The sequence below is a fragment of the Gordonia terrae genome, assembly GCF_001698225.1.
GTDB lineage: Bacteria > Actinomycetota > Actinomycetes > Mycobacteriales > Mycobacteriaceae > Gordonia > Gordonia terrae.
The window spans coordinates 1,494,168-1,509,088 of the sequence record NZ_CP016594.1; the positions used below are offsets into that span (position 1 = coordinate 1,494,168).

General features: G+C 69.2%; 14 protein-coding genes. 7 read left to right on the forward strand and 7 right to left on the reverse strand.

Annotated features, from left to right (window positions below):
- Positions 1-10: 10 nt before the first annotated feature.
- Genes moaA through BCM27_RS06810 form a run of 3 tightly spaced genes read right to left on the reverse strand, consistent with a single transcriptional unit; the run spans position 11 to position 1,887 of the window.
- Positions 11-1,099 carry a GTP 3',8-cyclase MoaA gene (gene moaA, locus BCM27_RS06800; RefSeq protein WP_004020201.1) on the reverse strand — a complete coding sequence of 363 codons (1,089 nt, stop codon included), beginning with the start codon at positions 1,097-1,099 and terminating at the stop codon, positions 11-13.
- A gap of 27 nt (positions 1,100-1,126) precedes the next feature.
- Complete coding sequence (locus BCM27_RS06805; RefSeq protein ID WP_004020200.1) at positions 1,127-1,672, reverse strand: flavin reductase family protein; 546 nt, start codon at positions 1,670-1,672, stop codon at positions 1,127-1,129.
- Between the two features lie 5 nt (positions 1,673-1,677).
- Complete coding sequence (locus BCM27_RS06810; RefSeq protein WP_004020199.1) at positions 1,678-1,887, reverse strand: hypothetical protein; 210 nt, start codon at positions 1,885-1,887, stop codon at positions 1,678-1,680.
- Positions 1,888-2,116: 229 nt separating this feature from the next.
- Between BCM27_RS06810 and BCM27_RS06815 the strand changes: the two genes are divergently transcribed.
- Positions 2,117-2,530 carry a cold-shock protein gene (locus BCM27_RS06815; RefSeq protein WP_004020198.1) on the forward strand — a complete coding sequence of 138 codons (414 nt, stop codon included), beginning with the start codon at positions 2,117-2,119 and terminating at the stop codon, positions 2,528-2,530.
- A gap of 4 nt (positions 2,531-2,534) precedes the next feature.
- Here BCM27_RS06815 and BCM27_RS06820 read toward each other — a convergent pair whose 3' ends face one another.
- A complete protein-coding gene (locus BCM27_RS06820) occupies positions 2,535-3,047 on the reverse strand; it encodes a DUF2771 family protein (protein ID WP_004020197.1) in 513 nt (170 codons plus the stop codon).
- Positions 3,044-5,050: an MFS transporter gene (locus BCM27_RS06825; protein WP_033204978.1), complete on the reverse strand. Its 2,007-nt coding sequence runs from the start codon at positions 5,048-5,050 to the stop codon at positions 3,044-3,046. The genes BCM27_RS06820 and BCM27_RS06825 overlap by 4 nt, the downstream gene beginning before the upstream one ends.
- Before the next feature lie 87 nt (positions 5,051-5,137).
- Between BCM27_RS06825 and BCM27_RS06830 the strand changes: the two genes are divergently transcribed.
- Together BCM27_RS06830 and BCM27_RS06835 are read left to right on the forward strand one after the other, a co-directional pair.
- Entirely contained in the window at positions 5,138-5,944 is an 807-nt protein-coding gene (locus BCM27_RS06830; protein WP_004020194.1) for a DUF3027 domain-containing protein, read from the forward strand.
- Positions 5,945-5,961: 17 nt separating this feature from the next.
- A complete protein-coding gene (locus BCM27_RS06835; protein WP_004020193.1) occupies positions 5,962-8,748 on the forward strand; it encodes a sacsin N-terminal ATP-binding-like domain-containing protein in 2,787 nt (928 codons plus the stop codon).
- On the opposite strand, the gene BCM27_RS06840 is transcribed toward BCM27_RS06835, so the two are convergent.
- Positions 8,708-9,301 (reverse strand): TetR/AcrR family transcriptional regulator, encoded by a 594-nt coding sequence (locus BCM27_RS06840; RefSeq protein WP_004020192.1) that lies wholly within the window; start codon positions 9,299-9,301, stop codon positions 8,708-8,710. The genes BCM27_RS06835 and BCM27_RS06840 overlap by 41 nt on opposite strands.
- 71 nt (positions 9,302-9,372) lie before the next feature.
- Between BCM27_RS06840 and BCM27_RS06845 the strand changes: the two genes are divergently transcribed.
- Positions 9,373-10,512: an acyl-CoA dehydrogenase family protein gene (locus BCM27_RS06845; RefSeq protein ID WP_004020191.1), complete on the forward strand. Its 1,140-nt coding sequence runs from the start codon at positions 9,373-9,375 to the stop codon at positions 10,510-10,512.
- 19 nt (positions 10,513-10,531) lie between these two features.
- Here BCM27_RS06845 and BCM27_RS06850 read toward each other — a convergent pair whose 3' ends face one another.
- Complete coding sequence (locus BCM27_RS06850) at positions 10,532-11,254, reverse strand: hemerythrin domain-containing protein (protein ID WP_004020190.1); 723 nt, start codon at positions 11,252-11,254, stop codon at positions 10,532-10,534.
- A 167-nt stretch (positions 11,255-11,421) separates the two neighbouring features.
- On the opposite strand from BCM27_RS06850, the gene BCM27_RS06855 reads away from it, so the two are divergent.
- The 3 genes from BCM27_RS06855 (at position 11,422) to BCM27_RS06865 (ending at position 14,904) form a co-directional block, all read left to right on the forward strand.
- Positions 11,422-12,003: a phosphatase PAP2 family protein gene (locus tag BCM27_RS06855; protein ID WP_004020189.1), complete on the forward strand. Its 582-nt coding sequence runs from the start codon at positions 11,422-11,424 to the stop codon at positions 12,001-12,003.
- 563 nt (positions 12,004-12,566) lie between these two features.
- Positions 12,567-13,817, forward strand: coding sequence for an acyl-CoA dehydrogenase family protein (locus BCM27_RS06860; protein WP_004020188.1), 1,251 nt, complete (start codon positions 12,567-12,569; stop codon positions 13,815-13,817).
- A gap of 13 nt (positions 13,818-13,830) precedes the next feature.
- Entirely contained in the window at positions 13,831-14,904 is a 1,074-nt protein-coding gene (locus BCM27_RS06865; RefSeq protein WP_004020187.1) for a phosphotransferase family protein, read from the forward strand.
- Positions 14,905-14,921: the final 17 nt, after the last annotated feature.

Here is a 14,921-nt window from a genome sequence, read left to right on the forward strand (position 1 = left end):
GGACGCGAGCCTAGCCGCCGATCGCCGACATCGGTCGATCCGGTTGCCGGAAGCCGGCCACGTTCACCTCGTGGCCGGGGGTCTTCGCCCACATGCTCGCGCGCCAGAGCTGCGCCAGGGCCGCGTCGATCTCGTCGTCGGGGAGAGTGCGCAGTGCGGTCCGGATGTCGGTCTCCGTCGTCGCGAAGAGGCAATTGCGCAGCGAGCCGTCGGCGGTGAGGCGGGTGCGGTCGCAGTCGCCGCAGAACGGCTGGGTGACCGAGGCGATGACTCCGACACGGGCGGGCCCGTGTGGCCCGTCGTGGCCGTCCACGAGCCAGGTGGCGGCCGGAGCGCTCCCGCGTGGCGCGGGGTCGGGAAGCAGCGTGAAACGCTCGCGCAGCGTCGTGAGGATCTCTCGGGCCGTGACCATCTGCGCCCGCTGCCACGCGTGGTCGGCGTCGAGCGGCATCTGCTCGATGATCCGCAGCTCATAACCGTGCTCGAGGCAGTAGGCGAGCAGGTCGGGCACTCCCGCGAGGTCCGCGCGGTCGGGCACCACGGCGTTGACCTTGACCGGATCGAGTCCCGCGCGCCGTGCCGCGGCCAGGCCGTCGAGCACGTCGGTCAGACGGTCCCGGCGTGTGATCTCCGCGAAGCGGGCCGGGTCGACGGTGTCCAGCGAGACGTTGATGCGGTCGAGCCCGGCGTCGACCAGGCCGTCGACCCGCCGGGGCAGTCCCAGGCCATTCGTGGTCATCGCGATCTCGGGGGCCTGCGGCAGGCAGGCCACGGCCGCGATGATGTCCTCCAGGTCGCGGCGCAGCAGTGGTTCACCGCCGGTGAACCGGATGCGTTCGATGCCGAGGTCGCGGACCGCGACCGTCAGGACCCGGATCAGTTCGTCGGTGGACAGCACCTGGTCGGTGGGCATCCAGTCGAGTCCCTCGGCCGGCATGCAGTACGAGCAGCGCAGATTGCAGCGGTCGGTGACCGAGACCCGGAGATCCTTCGCCACCCGGCCGAATGTGTCGCGCAGCGGACCCTCGGACGGCACGTCGGATGCCGCTGCCTCCCGCGGAGAGCGGGGCAGTGGCAGGCCGAGGCCGACCGTGCTCATGTGGTTGCCGTCATGCTGCGGGGAGACTCACTTCCGGGTGGGGTCCTTACGTGCCTCGAGGGCGCGGAAGGTGCTGGCGTGGAAGACCAGGGGTTCGACATCGGGATCGGCGCGCAGGGACTCGATCTCCAGCAGTACGACGGTGTGGTCGCCGGCCTGGATCTCGTTGTGGATCGTGCACGACAGGTGCGCGGCTGCGTCGGGCACGAACACCGCACCGCGGTCGGTGCTCAGCGGCGTGATGCCGTCGAAGCGGTGCTCCGACGATCCCGCGAGCTGCTTGCACAGCTCGATCTGGTCGCCGGCGAACACGCTGACCCCGATGGCCGGTGCGGTGCGGATCCGCGGCCAGGTCGTCGAGGTGTTCTGCACGCAGACCGAGACGAGTGGCGGGTCGAGCGAGACGGTGGTGAACGAACTCGCCGCCATTCCGATCAGGGTGGTCGAATCCCCGTCGCGCTGTTCGCAACACACCGCCACGACGCCGGACGGGAAGCAGCTGTAGGCATCCCGCAGTGCCCGCCCGTCGGAGACGGGGGAGAGGTCGGGGGTGGTGTCGATGGTTGTGGTCACGGTCCTCACCTGGCTCGGCGTCCGGCACGGAGTGCGTACACCAGGCCCAGGACGAAACCCAGCGGTGCGCACATGGTCAGCAGGTAGACGGCGGTCGGTGCGGTGTCGCCGTCGGTGACCAACGGTGTGAGGAACAACGCCACGATCGCCAGAATTCCGATTCCGAACACAACCCCGGCCGCCTGCAGCAATCGCGGGGACGACGTCTTCTGCATACCTGCCACGGTAGTGCAACGCCGAGCGCTTCGACGCCGCGCGATACGCGCCCGCCGGGTAATGGTGTGACCCCGGGGTGGGGCGTTGGCTACGATGGTCGATGCAGGCGCCTTGCATCCGTCTGGGCCCGCACGGCATCCGCCGTCCGGACCGCCGAGATGGGTGACGGCGTCTTTTGTCGTGACAGGTCGTTTTTCGACAGTTCGAGAACAGATGAGGGTGAGCACAGTGCCGACCGGCAAGGTGAAGTGGTACGACGCGGACAAGGGCTTCGGCTTTCTCTCCCAGGAGAGCGGCGAGGACGTCTACGTGCGTTCGGCAGCATTGCCCGACGGGGTCGAGGCGCTCAAGCCGGGGCAGCGCGTCGAGTTCGGCATGGCCGCCGGTCGTCGCGGACCGCAGGCATTGAGCGTGAAGGTCCTCGAGCCCGCACCCAGCGTCTCCAAGAACGTGCGTGAAGCTGCCCGCAAGGACGTCAAGCGGCACACACCCGACGAGCTGCACGGCATGGTCGCCGACCTCATCACCCTTCTGGAGGGCAAGGTCCAGCCGGACCTGCGCAAGGGCCGGTACCCCGACCGCAAGACCGCGCAGCGGATCTCCGAGGTCGTGCGGGCCGTCGCGCGGGAGCTCGACTCCTGACGACCTAGGCGTCCGGCGCGGTCTGCACCGCGAGTTCGCCGCGGGGCAGGACCTCGTCGGCGGGGGAGAGTCGCGCGGACGCGGAGATGACGGTGAATCCGATCAGCACCCGGTCCGGCACCGACCGCAATGTCAGCGTGTAGGTGCTGTCCGACCCCTGCGGCTGCTCGTCTTCGACGAGCCCGCGCGGCGTCTGGTAGACGGCCGCCAGATTCCACGGGCCCTGCGCGATCTCGCTCGAGACGGTCAGCATGACCGTCGACCCGACCGGCACCGGGACCGTCGCGGTCTCGCGCGGCGCGGTGATCTCCGGATCACAGGCGGTCAGCATCAGGTCGCACCACCAGCGCGGATCGACCGTGTGCAAGTCGTCGCCGACCGCGACGTGCAGGTAGGGCTGGTCGTCGGAGCTCGCATTGCGGGTCAGCAGGAACACCGACGTCCCCACCACCGCCACGAACAGCACGACGACGATCGCGATGATCGACAGAGCCTTCTTCTCACCACTGCTGATCACTGACGTCGCTGTCCTGTCTCGTCGTTCGGCGGGTGGTCGCCGGGGCTGTACGGGCGCTCACCCCGGTTCTCGAAGCGGGCGGTCGACGGTGTCCGGGTGGGCATGCGAGCTGTCGACGGCCGTTGGCTGTGCGGCCGGGTGTCGGCGTCGGCCGGGCCGGTCCGGATGTCCGATCGGGCTCCGGCGGCACGGAAGGCGACGGTCGGCGCGGCGTGGTCGGGGCGACGACCGCCCAGACCGGGGACCAGTGACCTGCCGCGGGTGGTCATCACGGTCTGCAGCAGCCCGAGTCCGAGCAGCACGGACACGACGGTGAACCCGATCCACAGGGTCGGCGGCAACAGGACCCCGAGCGAGGCGCCGAAGACCCACGACAACTGCAGCACCGTCTCCGACCGGCCGAACGCCGAGGCGCGGGACTCGTCGGGGAGATCGTCCTGGATGGAAGAGTCGAGGCACACCTTGCCGATCGCGCTGGTGCCGGAGGCGACCAGGGCCGCGACTGCGGCTGCGGCGATGTTGCCGAAGATGGCCGCCAGTACCGCGACGACGAAGCAGGCCGCTGTCGCGCCGACGACGATGCTCGGCGGGTTCTTCAGTTCGAGGCGGGTGCCGACGCCGTTGCCGATCAGGTTGCCGACACCGGCGGCGGCACCGACGGCACCGAGCAGCAGCAGCTGGGTCCAGTCGGAGGCGTCGCCCTGCTGGGCCTTGGCGTAGAACGCCACGAAGAGCGTCAGGAAGCCCGTCAGGATGCGGATCGTGCCGTTGCCCCACAACCCTGCGACGACCTTGCGGCCGAGTGGCTGGCGCATCTTGGCGGCGAGCATCTTGGCGCCGTCCCGGGCGCTCGTCGGCTGATCGGAGTCGCCGGGGGCGGACCGGGCGGGTTCACCGTGGTAGGTGAGGGTCGTCGGGATCTCACCTTCGGTGGACTCCACCCACGAGGGGATGCGCATGCACAGATAGGCGCCTGCGCCCGCGACCACGGCCAGCCACACCATGGCGCCTGGCAGATGCAACGGGAGCGCCTGGCCGAGCAGGAACTCGATGGCGGCGGCGACCGCGCCGCCCACGATCGTGCCGCCGATCAGACCGAAGGTGGTCAGCCGGGAGTTCACCCGCGGCAGATCGATGGTCGGCGGCACCACGCGCGGCGTGACCGCCGACTTGAGGACGCCGAAGGATTTCGACAGCACCAGCAGGCCCAGGGCGCAGGGATAGAGGACCCACGGGTCGTACTCCAGCTGCTGCGTCACGTCGTTCCACTGGACGTTGGCCATGATCAGCAGGGCCAGGACGACACGCAGGCCGAAGGTCGTGGCCATGGCGATCCGGCGACCACGCTGCAGCCGGTCGAGGAGAGGTCCGATCAGTGGCGCGATCAGCGCGAAGGGTGCGATCGTCAGCGCCAGGTACAGGGCCACGTTGGTCTTCGACTCGCCGGTTGCCGCGGCGAAGAACAGCGTGTTGGCGAGCGCGACGGCCATCGCGGCGTCGGCGGCGAAGTTGGCGATCACCGGCAGCGTCAGCGCGGTGAGGCCCGACTGGTCGGCGCCGTCGGCGGTGGCCGCCTGATGGATCTTGCCGATTCCCTTGCCGGTCAACTCGCGGCTCCGCATCGCCGCGACCCGCATCACCGTCAGCTTCTTCGGCGTCCGGCCGCCACCGTTCTGGGGCCCGTGCTCGGTCGGCATCGCCCGGGTCTGGTCCTCCGAGGGCGGCCGGCCGCGGTCGTCGAGCGGCGGGAGATGCGGATTGTGCGTGGGCGGGGGGAGGTAGGCATTGCGGCCGGGGCCCGGGCCGGCCGGTGGCTCTCCCCATCCCGGTGCCGGTCGACGGGTGCGCATCTGTCGTGTCTCGTCGGCCGGATAGTTGGTCGAACCGGGGTGCTGCGCGGCGCGGCGTGCGCGACCGTCGGGTGGTGGCTGCTGGGGATGCTGGTTCGCGGGACCCCTGGGGGCCCCGCGCCCCTCGTCGTGTCGGGAACTCCGTGGGATCACGCTGACGATTGTTCCTCATCTCCGGCCGAGGTCGCTTGAAGCGGGTCGGTTGTGTGGCACACGTCGGCGATATTGCACACTGGAGCGGTGACTCTGGTTGGTGACGGCGAACGACACGGTGACGGCGAACGGCTCCTGGCGGCCGTCGACATCGCGCGTGCCGCGCTGCTCGACGAAGGTCAGCGGCCGGGCGCGCATCGGCGCAGTGTGGCCGAGGGCGACTGGGCCGCCGCGCACTACTTCGACGCCGAGCTCGCGGGTTACCGGGGCTGGCAGTGGTGCGTCGTGCTGGCGGGCTCCCCGGGCAGTGACGAGATCACGCTCAGCGAGGTCGTGTTGCTTCCCGGTGACGGTTCGTTGCTCGCGCCGCCGTGGGTGCCGTGGGCGGAGCGGGTCGCCTCCGGAGACCTGGCCCCGGGTGATCTGCTCGCCGCCGAACCCGATGATCCGCGGCTGGTGCCGAATCAGATCGACACCGGCGACGAGTTCCGCTTCGATTCCGAGTCCGTCGAACCCGACGACATCGGTCAGGTCGCGGGCGAGCTGGGACTCGGCCGCAAGCGGCTGCTGAGCCCGGAGGGACGCGCCGACGCCGCGCAGCGCTGGTACGACGGCGACTTCGGGCCCGGCTCGGAGATGGCCCAGGCCGCGCCGTTCTCCTGCTGCACGTGCGGCTTCTACGTTCCCCTCGCCGGTGCGCTGCGGGCCGGGTTCGGTGCGTGCACCAACGAATTCGCCGCCGACGGACGCGTGGTCTCGGCCGAGTACGGCTGCGGTGCGCATTCGGACGTGCAAGGGCCCAAGGGCAACGGCTCGCCGGCCTATGACGCCTACGACGACGGCGCGATCGAGGTCGTCGCCATCTCCCGGGACGCGGAACCGGCTCGGACCTGATCCGGCGCACCCCGACCGTGAGCGACGACCCGTTCGGCACCGCGGTACTCCGGTCGTCGACCCTGGACGCCTGGGCCGCATCGCCCACGCGGCTCGCCGAGGACGCGGCGGCCGAGTCGGATCTGGTGACCGTCGGATACCGCGATCGGCTGTTGACCGAACTGGCCGCGAACGCCGCCGACGCCGCATCGGCGGCCGGTGTCGCGGGGCATCTCGCCGTCTGGGTGGACGGTGACGCACTGCATGTCGCGAACACGGGCGCCCCGCTGACCGACGCGGGCGTGCGTTCGCTTGCCGCGCTGCGGGTCTCGGCGAAGGTGTCCGGCGAACCGGGTGACCGGCAGATCGGCCGGTTCGGAGTCGGTTTCACCGCGACCGCGACGGTTGCCGATCGTGTCGAGATACGTTCACGCACGGGGTCGGTGGTCTTCGACCGGGCCGCAACGCTGGACGCGGTGCGCGAAGCGGGGATCAGCGTCGGTTCGAGCGCGGACGTGCCGGTCCTCCGGCTGGTGTGGCCGACGAACCGGGAACCGGCACCGGGTTTCGACACCGAGGTGGTCCTGCACCTCCGTGAGGATCCCGGTCCACTCCTCGCGACGATGCCGGCGCAGGCGTCGGACCTCATCGTCGAACTGACTGCACTACAACGGATCACGGCCGGCGACGTCGAGGTGTCGGTGGAGCGGACGGCCGGTCCGGGCGTCGACGACGAGGCTGCGCGGTCGGTGTTGACGACTGTGTCCATCGCCGGCGATCTCGCATCGACCGGCCTGCCGCCGACACGTCGGTGGCTCGAGGTCGCACGAGGCGGCACACGCTGGCTCGTCGACGCCGACGGTGAACCCGGGCCGGCCAGTGACGTCCTGCGCGCACCCACCCCCACCGACATCGAACTCAGCCTGCCGTGCCGGTGCATCACCGACCTCGCCCTCACGCCGGACCGGCGACACCTCCATCCGCATGCCGAGATCGGCGACGCGGCAGCGGGTTACGTCGATCTGATCCGGCTCGTCGAACCGACACGCCGAGTGCGCCTGATCCCGGAGCTGCATCTGGCGCGGAACCCCGACGACGCGCGGCTCATCGAGGCGGTCCGGCGCGAACTCCGGGACGCCGCTTGGCTTCCGGCCGCAGCCGGTGCCGACCTGGTGCCGCCGCGTACGGTGATGCTCGTGGGTGTGACCGATCGGCTCGCGGACACCCTGGGCGAACTCTTCGGTGACCTGCTTCATCCGGATCTATCACTGACACAGCACCTCCCGGCGCTGGGTCGGCTGGGGGTCTCGGAACTGGGGCTTGCGGAGCTGGCCGAACGGCTCGTCGGCATCGAGCGCGACCCGGCGTGGTGGTACGACCTGTACGACGCCCTGGCGCCGCTGGTGTCGACCGGGCGCGAGGTCGAGGAACTCGGTGCCCTGCCCATCCCGCGGTCGGACGGGCGGACCGCGATCGGGGTTCGCGGCCTGTTCGTCAGCGACCGGATCTCGACGCCGATGCGGTGGATTCCCACCGTGCATCCCGAGGCCCGCCACGAGTTGCTGACGCGACTCGGTGTCGCGGACCTGACCGTGGCCGAGGCGCTCGCGGACCCGGCGTTGCGCAGTCTCGTCGAGGACGTCGACTTCGAGGCGGCCGACGACGGACTCGCCGCCGAGGTGTGCGCCGTGCTCCGTGCCGACCTGGATGCGCCGGTCCCGTCGTGGCTGTCGGCGCTCGCGCTGCCCGACGCCGACGGTGAGCTGCGGCCGGCCGATGAGCTCCTGCTGCCCGGCAGTCCGCTGCTCGAGGTCCTCGTCGACGACCACCCGTTCGGTGTCGTCGACACCGAGATGGTCGCGGAGTGCGGGGCGGAGCCGTTGCGCCGGATCGGCGTCGGATGGGGGTTCGTCACCGTCGACGACGACCTGCCCGTCGGGCCCGAGCATGACCTCCCCGACGAGGAGGACTGGTGGGAAACACTCGCCGATGCTCCGGAGAAGCTCAGTGCGGTCCGGGATCTCGATCTGATCGACGAGGGGAGCTGGCCGGCGGCGCTGACCATGATGGCCACCGACGAACGGATCAGGCCGCTGTTGGCCGACCGCGCCGGTTACACCGCCTGGTGGTTACGACGCCACGCCGAGGTCGACGGGCTGCTGCTGGGGGAGTACCGATCGCCGTCGGATGACGTCCTGCAGAACATCATCGACCCCCTCGACCACCCGTACGCCGACGAACTCGGCGGCGCCCTCGCCCGTCTGGAACCCGACTCCGCCGACGACGCGACGTTGCTGCTGACCCGGCTCGGCGATCGGGCCCGGACGATCAGCGCGGGTGCCGCGGTGTCGGTGCACGCGGCCGTCGTGGCCGCATGCCGGCGCGGTGTCGTCGACCCGCATGAGGTCGAGGTGCCGGAACGCGTGCGCACGCTGGCCGGTGAGGCCGCCGACCGCGCGGTGGTCGTCGACCGGCCCTGGCTCCTCCAGGTGCTCGCCGACGACGAGTGCGTGCTCGCCGGCTCGACGGTGGTCGCGTCCGACGCCGACCTCCTGGGCACGCTGCTGGACCTGCCGCTCGCGAGCGAGGAGTGCTCGGCGTCGGTGTCCGCGCCCGGTGAGGCGGTGAGTTGGTCTCACCCCGACGTGGTGCGTTTTGCAGCCCTCCGCGGTGTCGAGGTGCCGCACGCGGAGGTCCGGCTGCACGACGAATTGTGGGTCACGGTGCGCGACAACGACACCGACCGTGAGGCCCGGGTCGAGTGGTGGGTCGACGCCGCGGGTGTCACGCACCTCGAGAAGCGCCGGCATCGATCCCCGCGGTGAGAATCGACGCGAGCTGGCGGTAGGCGGCCGCGTCGTCGAGCCCGGTCGCCGCCCGCACCTCGCGGCGTTGGATCCGGCTCATCATCGACGACGCCAGGTCGGCGGCGAACGCGGCGTCGACGTTGCGGAACTCACCCGCCGCGACCCCGTCTGCGATCAGCGCCTGGACTCGCGAGGACGCTGCCGCGGTGTTGCGCTCGTACAGCGCGCGAGCGGGTTCGAACGCGTCGAGGTCGCGCATGAACGCCTCTGATGCCGGTGCGAGTGCCTCGCCGACCGCGACGAGGTAGGCGACGACCCGATCGCGCGGACCCGTCGACGCTGCGACCCGGGCCTCGACCTGCTCGGTCGCGGTGCGGAAGAAGTGGGTCACGGTCGCGGTGACCAGTTGTTCCTTGCTGGCTGCGAGCGTGTAGAGCGTCGACTTCGAGCATCGGAGTTCGGCCGCGATGGAACCGATCGACAGGTGGGCGAATCCCTCGCGCAGGATCAGTTCGAGCAGGGCGTCGAACAGCGCTGCCCGGCGGCGGGTCGCGAAACCCTGGTTCGGCATGCAAGAATAGTACCGCGAGAAGGACTTGAGTACTAGTTTGGTTATCTGCTGCTGTTACCTGGAGGTCTGAGATGCCGGTCGATCGTCTGCTCCCCAACGACGAGGCGCGCGACCTGATCGCGCTGGTCCGCGACATCGCCGACAAGCGCATGGTGCCCATCGTCGATCAGCACGAGAAGGACCGTCAGTATCCCGAGGGGCTGTTCGCCGAACTGGGCGAAGCGGGGCTGCTCGGCCTGCCGTACCCGACGGAGTGGGACGGTGGCGGCCAGCCGTACGAGGTCTACCTCCAGGTGCTCGAGGAACTCGGCGCGCGCTGGGCCGCGGTCGCGGTCGCGGTGAGTGTCCACGGGCTGGCCTGTCACCCGCTGTTCAACTTCGGTACCGACGAGCAGAAGCAGCAGTGGTTGCCGGATCTGTTGAACGGCAAGCTGATCGGCGCCTACAGTCTCAGCGAACCGCAGGCCGGCTCGGACGCCGCAGCGCTCGCGTGCCGCGCCGTGCCCGGCGATGGCGGCTATTCGATGACCGGTGCGAAGGCGTGGATCACGCATGGTGGCATCGCCGATGTGTACAACGTCTTCGCCCGTACGGGTGAGGGTTCCAAGGGGGTGTCCTGCTTCTTCGTCGCCCGGGACACCGACGGGCTCAGCTTCGGCAAGCCCGAGGACAAGATGGGCCTGCACGCGGTCCCGACGACCGGCGCCACCTACGACGACGCGTTCATCGAGGAGGGCCGTCGGCTCGGGTCGGAGGGGCAGGGGCTTCAGATCGCCTTCTCCGCTTTGGATTCGGGGCGTCTCGGTATCGCGGCGGTGGCGACCGGTCTGGCGCAGGCTGCGCTCGACGCCGCCGTCGACTACGCGCAGGAGCGAGCCGCGTTCGGCCGCAAGATCATCGACCACCAGGGTCTGTCGTTCGTGCTGGCCGACATGGCCGCCGCGGTCGATTCGGCCCGCGCGACCTATCTCGACGCCGCTCGGCGCCGCGACGCCGGCATCGACTACACGCGCGCGGCCGCGACCGCCAAGCTCGTCGCCACCGACGCCGCGATGAAGGTGACCACCGACGCGGTCCAGGTGTTCGGCGGGTACGGCTACACGCGCGACTTCCCGGTCGAGCGTTACATGCGCGAGGCCAAGATCACCCAGATCTTCGAGGGCACCAATCAGATTCAGCGACTGGTGATCGGTCGGTCGCTGGCGCGGTGAGTTCGCCGAGCATCGCTGTTCAGCGCGGGTTGTAGTAGAACGCGCGGTCGTCGAGTCGCCGGAACCTCGGTCCGCCGAGCCTGATCATCAGGCGCAGGATCGCGGGGATGCGGGCGTACACCGCATCGCGGTCGGCGCCGACGAGTCCCTTCGCCATCAGCGGGCACGTACGAAGTGTCTCGGCCAGACCGGCGCGTCTGCTCATCTTCTCCTCGAAGGCGTCCCAGTCCGGCAGTGTCAGCCGACGCTGCACGATCGCGATCGCGTCGGTCTCCTCGTGGGCGAGGTGCCGGCCGAGAACCTCCTCGGTGCGCAGCAACGCCTCCGCGAGAGCGGCGCGGCCGGCGGCGTCGGCGTGTTCGGCCATCCGCGCGAAGCCGGCCGCGCACTCCTCGAGCAGTGGATCGATCTCGTCGTGCTCGGCCTCCATGGCCTCGAGTACCTCCCGCTCGGTGCTGTCGCATCGCTCGAGCAGCAGCGGCCACAGTTCGAGATCTTCGCCGGTGTGGTGGTGGTGCAGCGCGTGCGCGAACATCGTCCATCGCCGGGCGAGTGCTCGCCACGTCCCAGCGTCGTCGATGGGTGTGACCGGCACGGTGGCGGCGAAGTCGGCGAGGTCGCGCCGGAACCCGTGATGCAGGACGTACATCATGAACGGGTCGATCGGCCCGTCGGGCGCTGCGGCCTGCCCGGGGAGGAACAGCTGGATCGGGTGGGCGGTGTGGGCGGGGTGCGTGGTCATCGGCGGTGTCCTCATCGGTACGGGGTCGGGCTGTGTCGATGACAACTGTCGGCGGTGACGCTTGTGACGTACTTGCAGGCGACTTGGGCGACGCCTGATTCGGACCGGTGTTCCGCGGTGCGTGTCGATCGAACAGACGACTGATCGCGCCCGGATAGGGTGGCGGAATGTTCATCTCTCCGACGACGATCGACGAGAACATTCTGAACTGGGTCGTCGAGAACCGTTCGGAGCCATGGATCTCGATCGCCGAAGTGGTGACTCTGCTCGGGAACACCGTGACGATGACGGTGTTGACCTTGGCGGCCGTGGTCGCGCTCGTCGCGACACGACACCGGGTCGACGCCGTCCTCGTCGGCGCCGGAGTGCTTTCCGGTTATGCGGTGATGCAAGCGCTCAAGTACTCGTTCGCGCGGGACCGCCCGCCCGTCGAGGACCGCCTGCTCAACATCGACACCTTCTCGTTCCCCTCCGGGCACGCGATGATGACGATGGTCGTGTTCGGGCTGTTCGCCGTCTCGGCGTATCGCTGCTTCGCCTGGGTGCGATCGCATCGCTGGATCCTGGTGATCGCACCTGTGCTGTCGATCCTCGTGGGCCTCACGCGGATACAACTCGCCGTGCACTGGGCCACGGACGTCGTGGCCGGATGGTTGTTCGGGGCGATCTGGGTCGTACTGTGCACGTGGGTCCTGCTTCGGTACGAATCGCGACGCGGCACGGGCGATCTCGCCGGGGATCGGCATTAGGTCACTATGAGCGCGGTACTCACTCGGACCGAGACGGCATCGGCTTGCGCCGCACCGGATCGGACTCGATTGCGCCGACGGCACCCGTTGGCCGGCGGGTAAGAGCTGCTCGATCTCGACAATGTGATCCCGGCGGTCGACGCGGTGACCTGGACAGTGTGGCCAACCAGGCCTTTCGGGACGTCCGCCGGCGGCGTCGACCCACGCCGCGAGCCGGCCGTATCCGCCTCTGCATCTCCAGGAAGGGGCAGTTCGGTTCGATATGTGACTCATACTGCCCCTTGCTCGTTTCGAATCGACCGTGGCGGTCGATTCGAACTCATCACTGGCGAGTGCGCCAACCACGATGTGAGGGCGGCAGGCCGCGCGGGTTCGAAGTCAGGACCACTCAGCTCGATTCGGCGGCTTCGTTCCCACCGGACGGGTTTGCCGACAGTTCGATCAGGGTGGTGGCAATATGACACCCGGACCGGCGACGCCATCGCGACTGTCGCCGCGCCTGCTGGCGCGCCGGTTTGCTCGGAACGATGACGGGTAATCGGTTCATCGCGATACGGTCGGGTATGGATTTCTCCCCGTCAGCGCGGTCGGCCGAACTCACCGAACGCGTGCGCAACTTCGTGACCACCGAGATCGAGCCGGTCGAACCCGAGATCCATCGGGACATCAAGGCCCGTCGCGACGGGGACGGCAACCCCTGGACGCCGTCGCCGATCATCGCCGACCTGCAGAAGAAGGCACGCTCGCAGGGGCTGTGGAACCTCTTCCTGCCTGCTGAGCACGCCGGTCGTTATGCCGCGGACTTCGGCACCGACGGCGGTGCGGGACTGTCCAACGCCGACTACGCGCCGATCGCCGAGGCGATGGGATCGTCGGGGCTCGCGCCCGTCATCTTCAACTGCAACGCACCCGACACCGGCAACATGGAGGTGCTGCTCCGGTACGGCACCGAGGAGCAGCGCAAGCAGTGGCTCGAGCCATTGCTGACCGCGGAGATCCGCAGCGCCTTCTGCATGACGGAGCCAGCCGTCGCGTCGTCGGATGCCACCAACATGGCCGCGACCGCCGTGCTCGACGGCGACGACGTCGTCATCAACGGAACCAAGTGGTTCTCCACCGGCGTGGGCCATCCCGACTGCAAGGTCCTCATCTTCATGGGCGTCACCGATGCCGAGGCCGACCGGAAGTCGCGTCACACCATGGTGCTCATCCCGATCGACGCTCCCGGCGTGACCGTCGACCGGATGCTGACCACCATGGGCTATTTCGACGAGCCGTTCGGCCACGGTGAGGTCAGCTTCGACAACGTGCGCGTCCCCGCGTCGAACATTCTGCTCGGACCCGGCCGCGCCTTCGAGATCGCGCAGGGGCGGCTCGGTCCGGGCCGGGTGCACCACTGCATGCGGGCGATCGGGCTCGCCGAGAAGTCATTGGAACTCGGTGTGCGGCGGGCGCTCTCACGCGAGGCCTTCGGCAAGCAGCTCGCCCGTCTCGGCGGCAACAGCGAGCGCATCGCCGACGCCCGGATCGCGATCAACCGGTCGCGACTCCTCGTCCATCACGCGGCGTGGCTGCTCGACCAGGGCCTGTCCCGCGAAGCCGTGTCGGCGGTCAGCGAGATCAAGGTCGAGGTGCCCAACATGGCGCTCGGCGTCATCGACCTCGCCATCCAACTGCACGGCGGTGCCGGCATGACCGATGATTTCCCGCTGGCCCAGGCCTGGGTGGGCGCACGATCGCTGCGCCTGGCCGACGGCCCGGACGAGGTGCACCGCAACGTCGTTGCGCGCATCGAGTTCGGCAAGTACCGCTGATCGGGGGAACGAGATGACTGATGAAGTCGCGGGTGCAGGCGAGGTCCGCACCGAAGACGCATTCGACGTCGAGGCGGTGGCGAAGTGGCTCGAGGCCAACGCTGCGGATCCGGCCGGTCTCGACGCCGTCCCGGAGGTTCGCCAATTCGGCGGCGGCGCATCGAACCTCACATTCCTGCTGCGTTATCCGGCAAAGGATCTGATTCTGCGCCGGGCGCCGCGGGGGACCAAGGCGCGTGGCGCGCACGACATGGGACGGGAGTACCGGATTCAGTCCGAGCTCGCGACGGCCATCCGGTACATCGCGCCCATGATCGCGTTCTGCGACGACGAATCGGTGCTCGGCGCGGACTTCTACGTCATGGGCCGCATCGACGGTGTGATCCCGCGGACCGAATGGCCCGCCGACGTTCCGCTCGATGCCGAGCAGGCGCGCCGGCTCTGCCTCAACTTCATCGACACCCTGGTCGAGGTCCACTCGGTCGATCCGAGCGGCACCGGACTCGCCGACCTCGGCAAGGGGCACGGCTACGTACGCCGCCAGGTCGACGGATGGACCGCACGTTTCCGCAACGCCCACACCGACGACGTGCCCGACTTCGAGCCGACGATGGCCTGGCTGGCCGAGAACCAACCCGACGATGTTGCGAACTGCGTCATCCACAACGATTTCAAGCTCGACAACGTCGTCCTCGACCACGACGATCCCACCCGTGTCATCGGCATCCTGGACTGGGAGATGGCGACTCTGGGCGATCCGCTCATGGATGTCGCGGGGTCGATGGCCTATTGGATCCAGGCCGACGATCCGGAGGCCATGCAACTCATGCGGCGCGTCCCGACGCACCTGCCCGGCATGATCAGTCGCGCAGAATTCGTCGAGAAGTACTGCGAGCGGATGGGGTTCGACATGACTCCCGAACGCTGGCGTTGGTACGAGGTGTTCGGACTCTTCCGGGCGGGTGTCATCGCCCAGCAGATCTACTACCGCTATTACCACGGACAGACCACGAACAAGGCGTTCGAGCGGTTAGGTTATGCCGTGGGCATCCTCGGCGGGCGGTTGGACGAGCTCCTGCCCGACTGACACGTTGCCGCCGAGAG

Excerpts from the sequence above, each read along its gene's own strand:
- BCM27_RS06840 (WP_004020192.1), bottom strand. The coding sequence starts at position 9,301 with ATGCCGAACCAGGGTTTCGCGACCCGCCGCCGGGCAGCGCTGTTCGAC.
- BCM27_RS06865 (WP_004020187.1), top strand. The coding sequence starts at position 13,831 with ATGACTGATGAAGTCGCGGGTGCAGGCGAGGTCCGCACCGAAGACGCA.
- BCM27_RS06850 (WP_004020190.1), bottom strand. The coding sequence starts at position 11,254 with ATGACCACGCACCCCGCCCACACCGCCCACCCGATCCAGCTGTTCCTC.
- moaA (WP_004020201.1), bottom strand. The coding sequence starts at position 1,099 with ATGAGCACGGTCGGCCTCGGCCTGCCACTGCCCCGCTCTCCGCGGGAG.
- BCM27_RS06855 (WP_004020189.1), top strand. The coding sequence starts at position 11,422 with ATGTTCATCTCTCCGACGACGATCGACGAGAACATTCTGAACTGGGTC.
- BCM27_RS06810 (WP_004020199.1), bottom strand. The coding sequence starts at position 1,887 with ATGCAGAAGACGTCGTCCCCGCGATTGCTGCAGGCGGCCGGGGTTGTG.
- BCM27_RS06860 (WP_004020188.1), top strand. The coding sequence starts at position 12,567 with ATGGATTTCTCCCCGTCAGCGCGGTCGGCCGAACTCACCGAACGCGTG.
- BCM27_RS06845 (WP_004020191.1), top strand. The coding sequence starts at position 9,373 with ATGCCGGTCGATCGTCTGCTCCCCAACGACGAGGCGCGCGACCTGATC.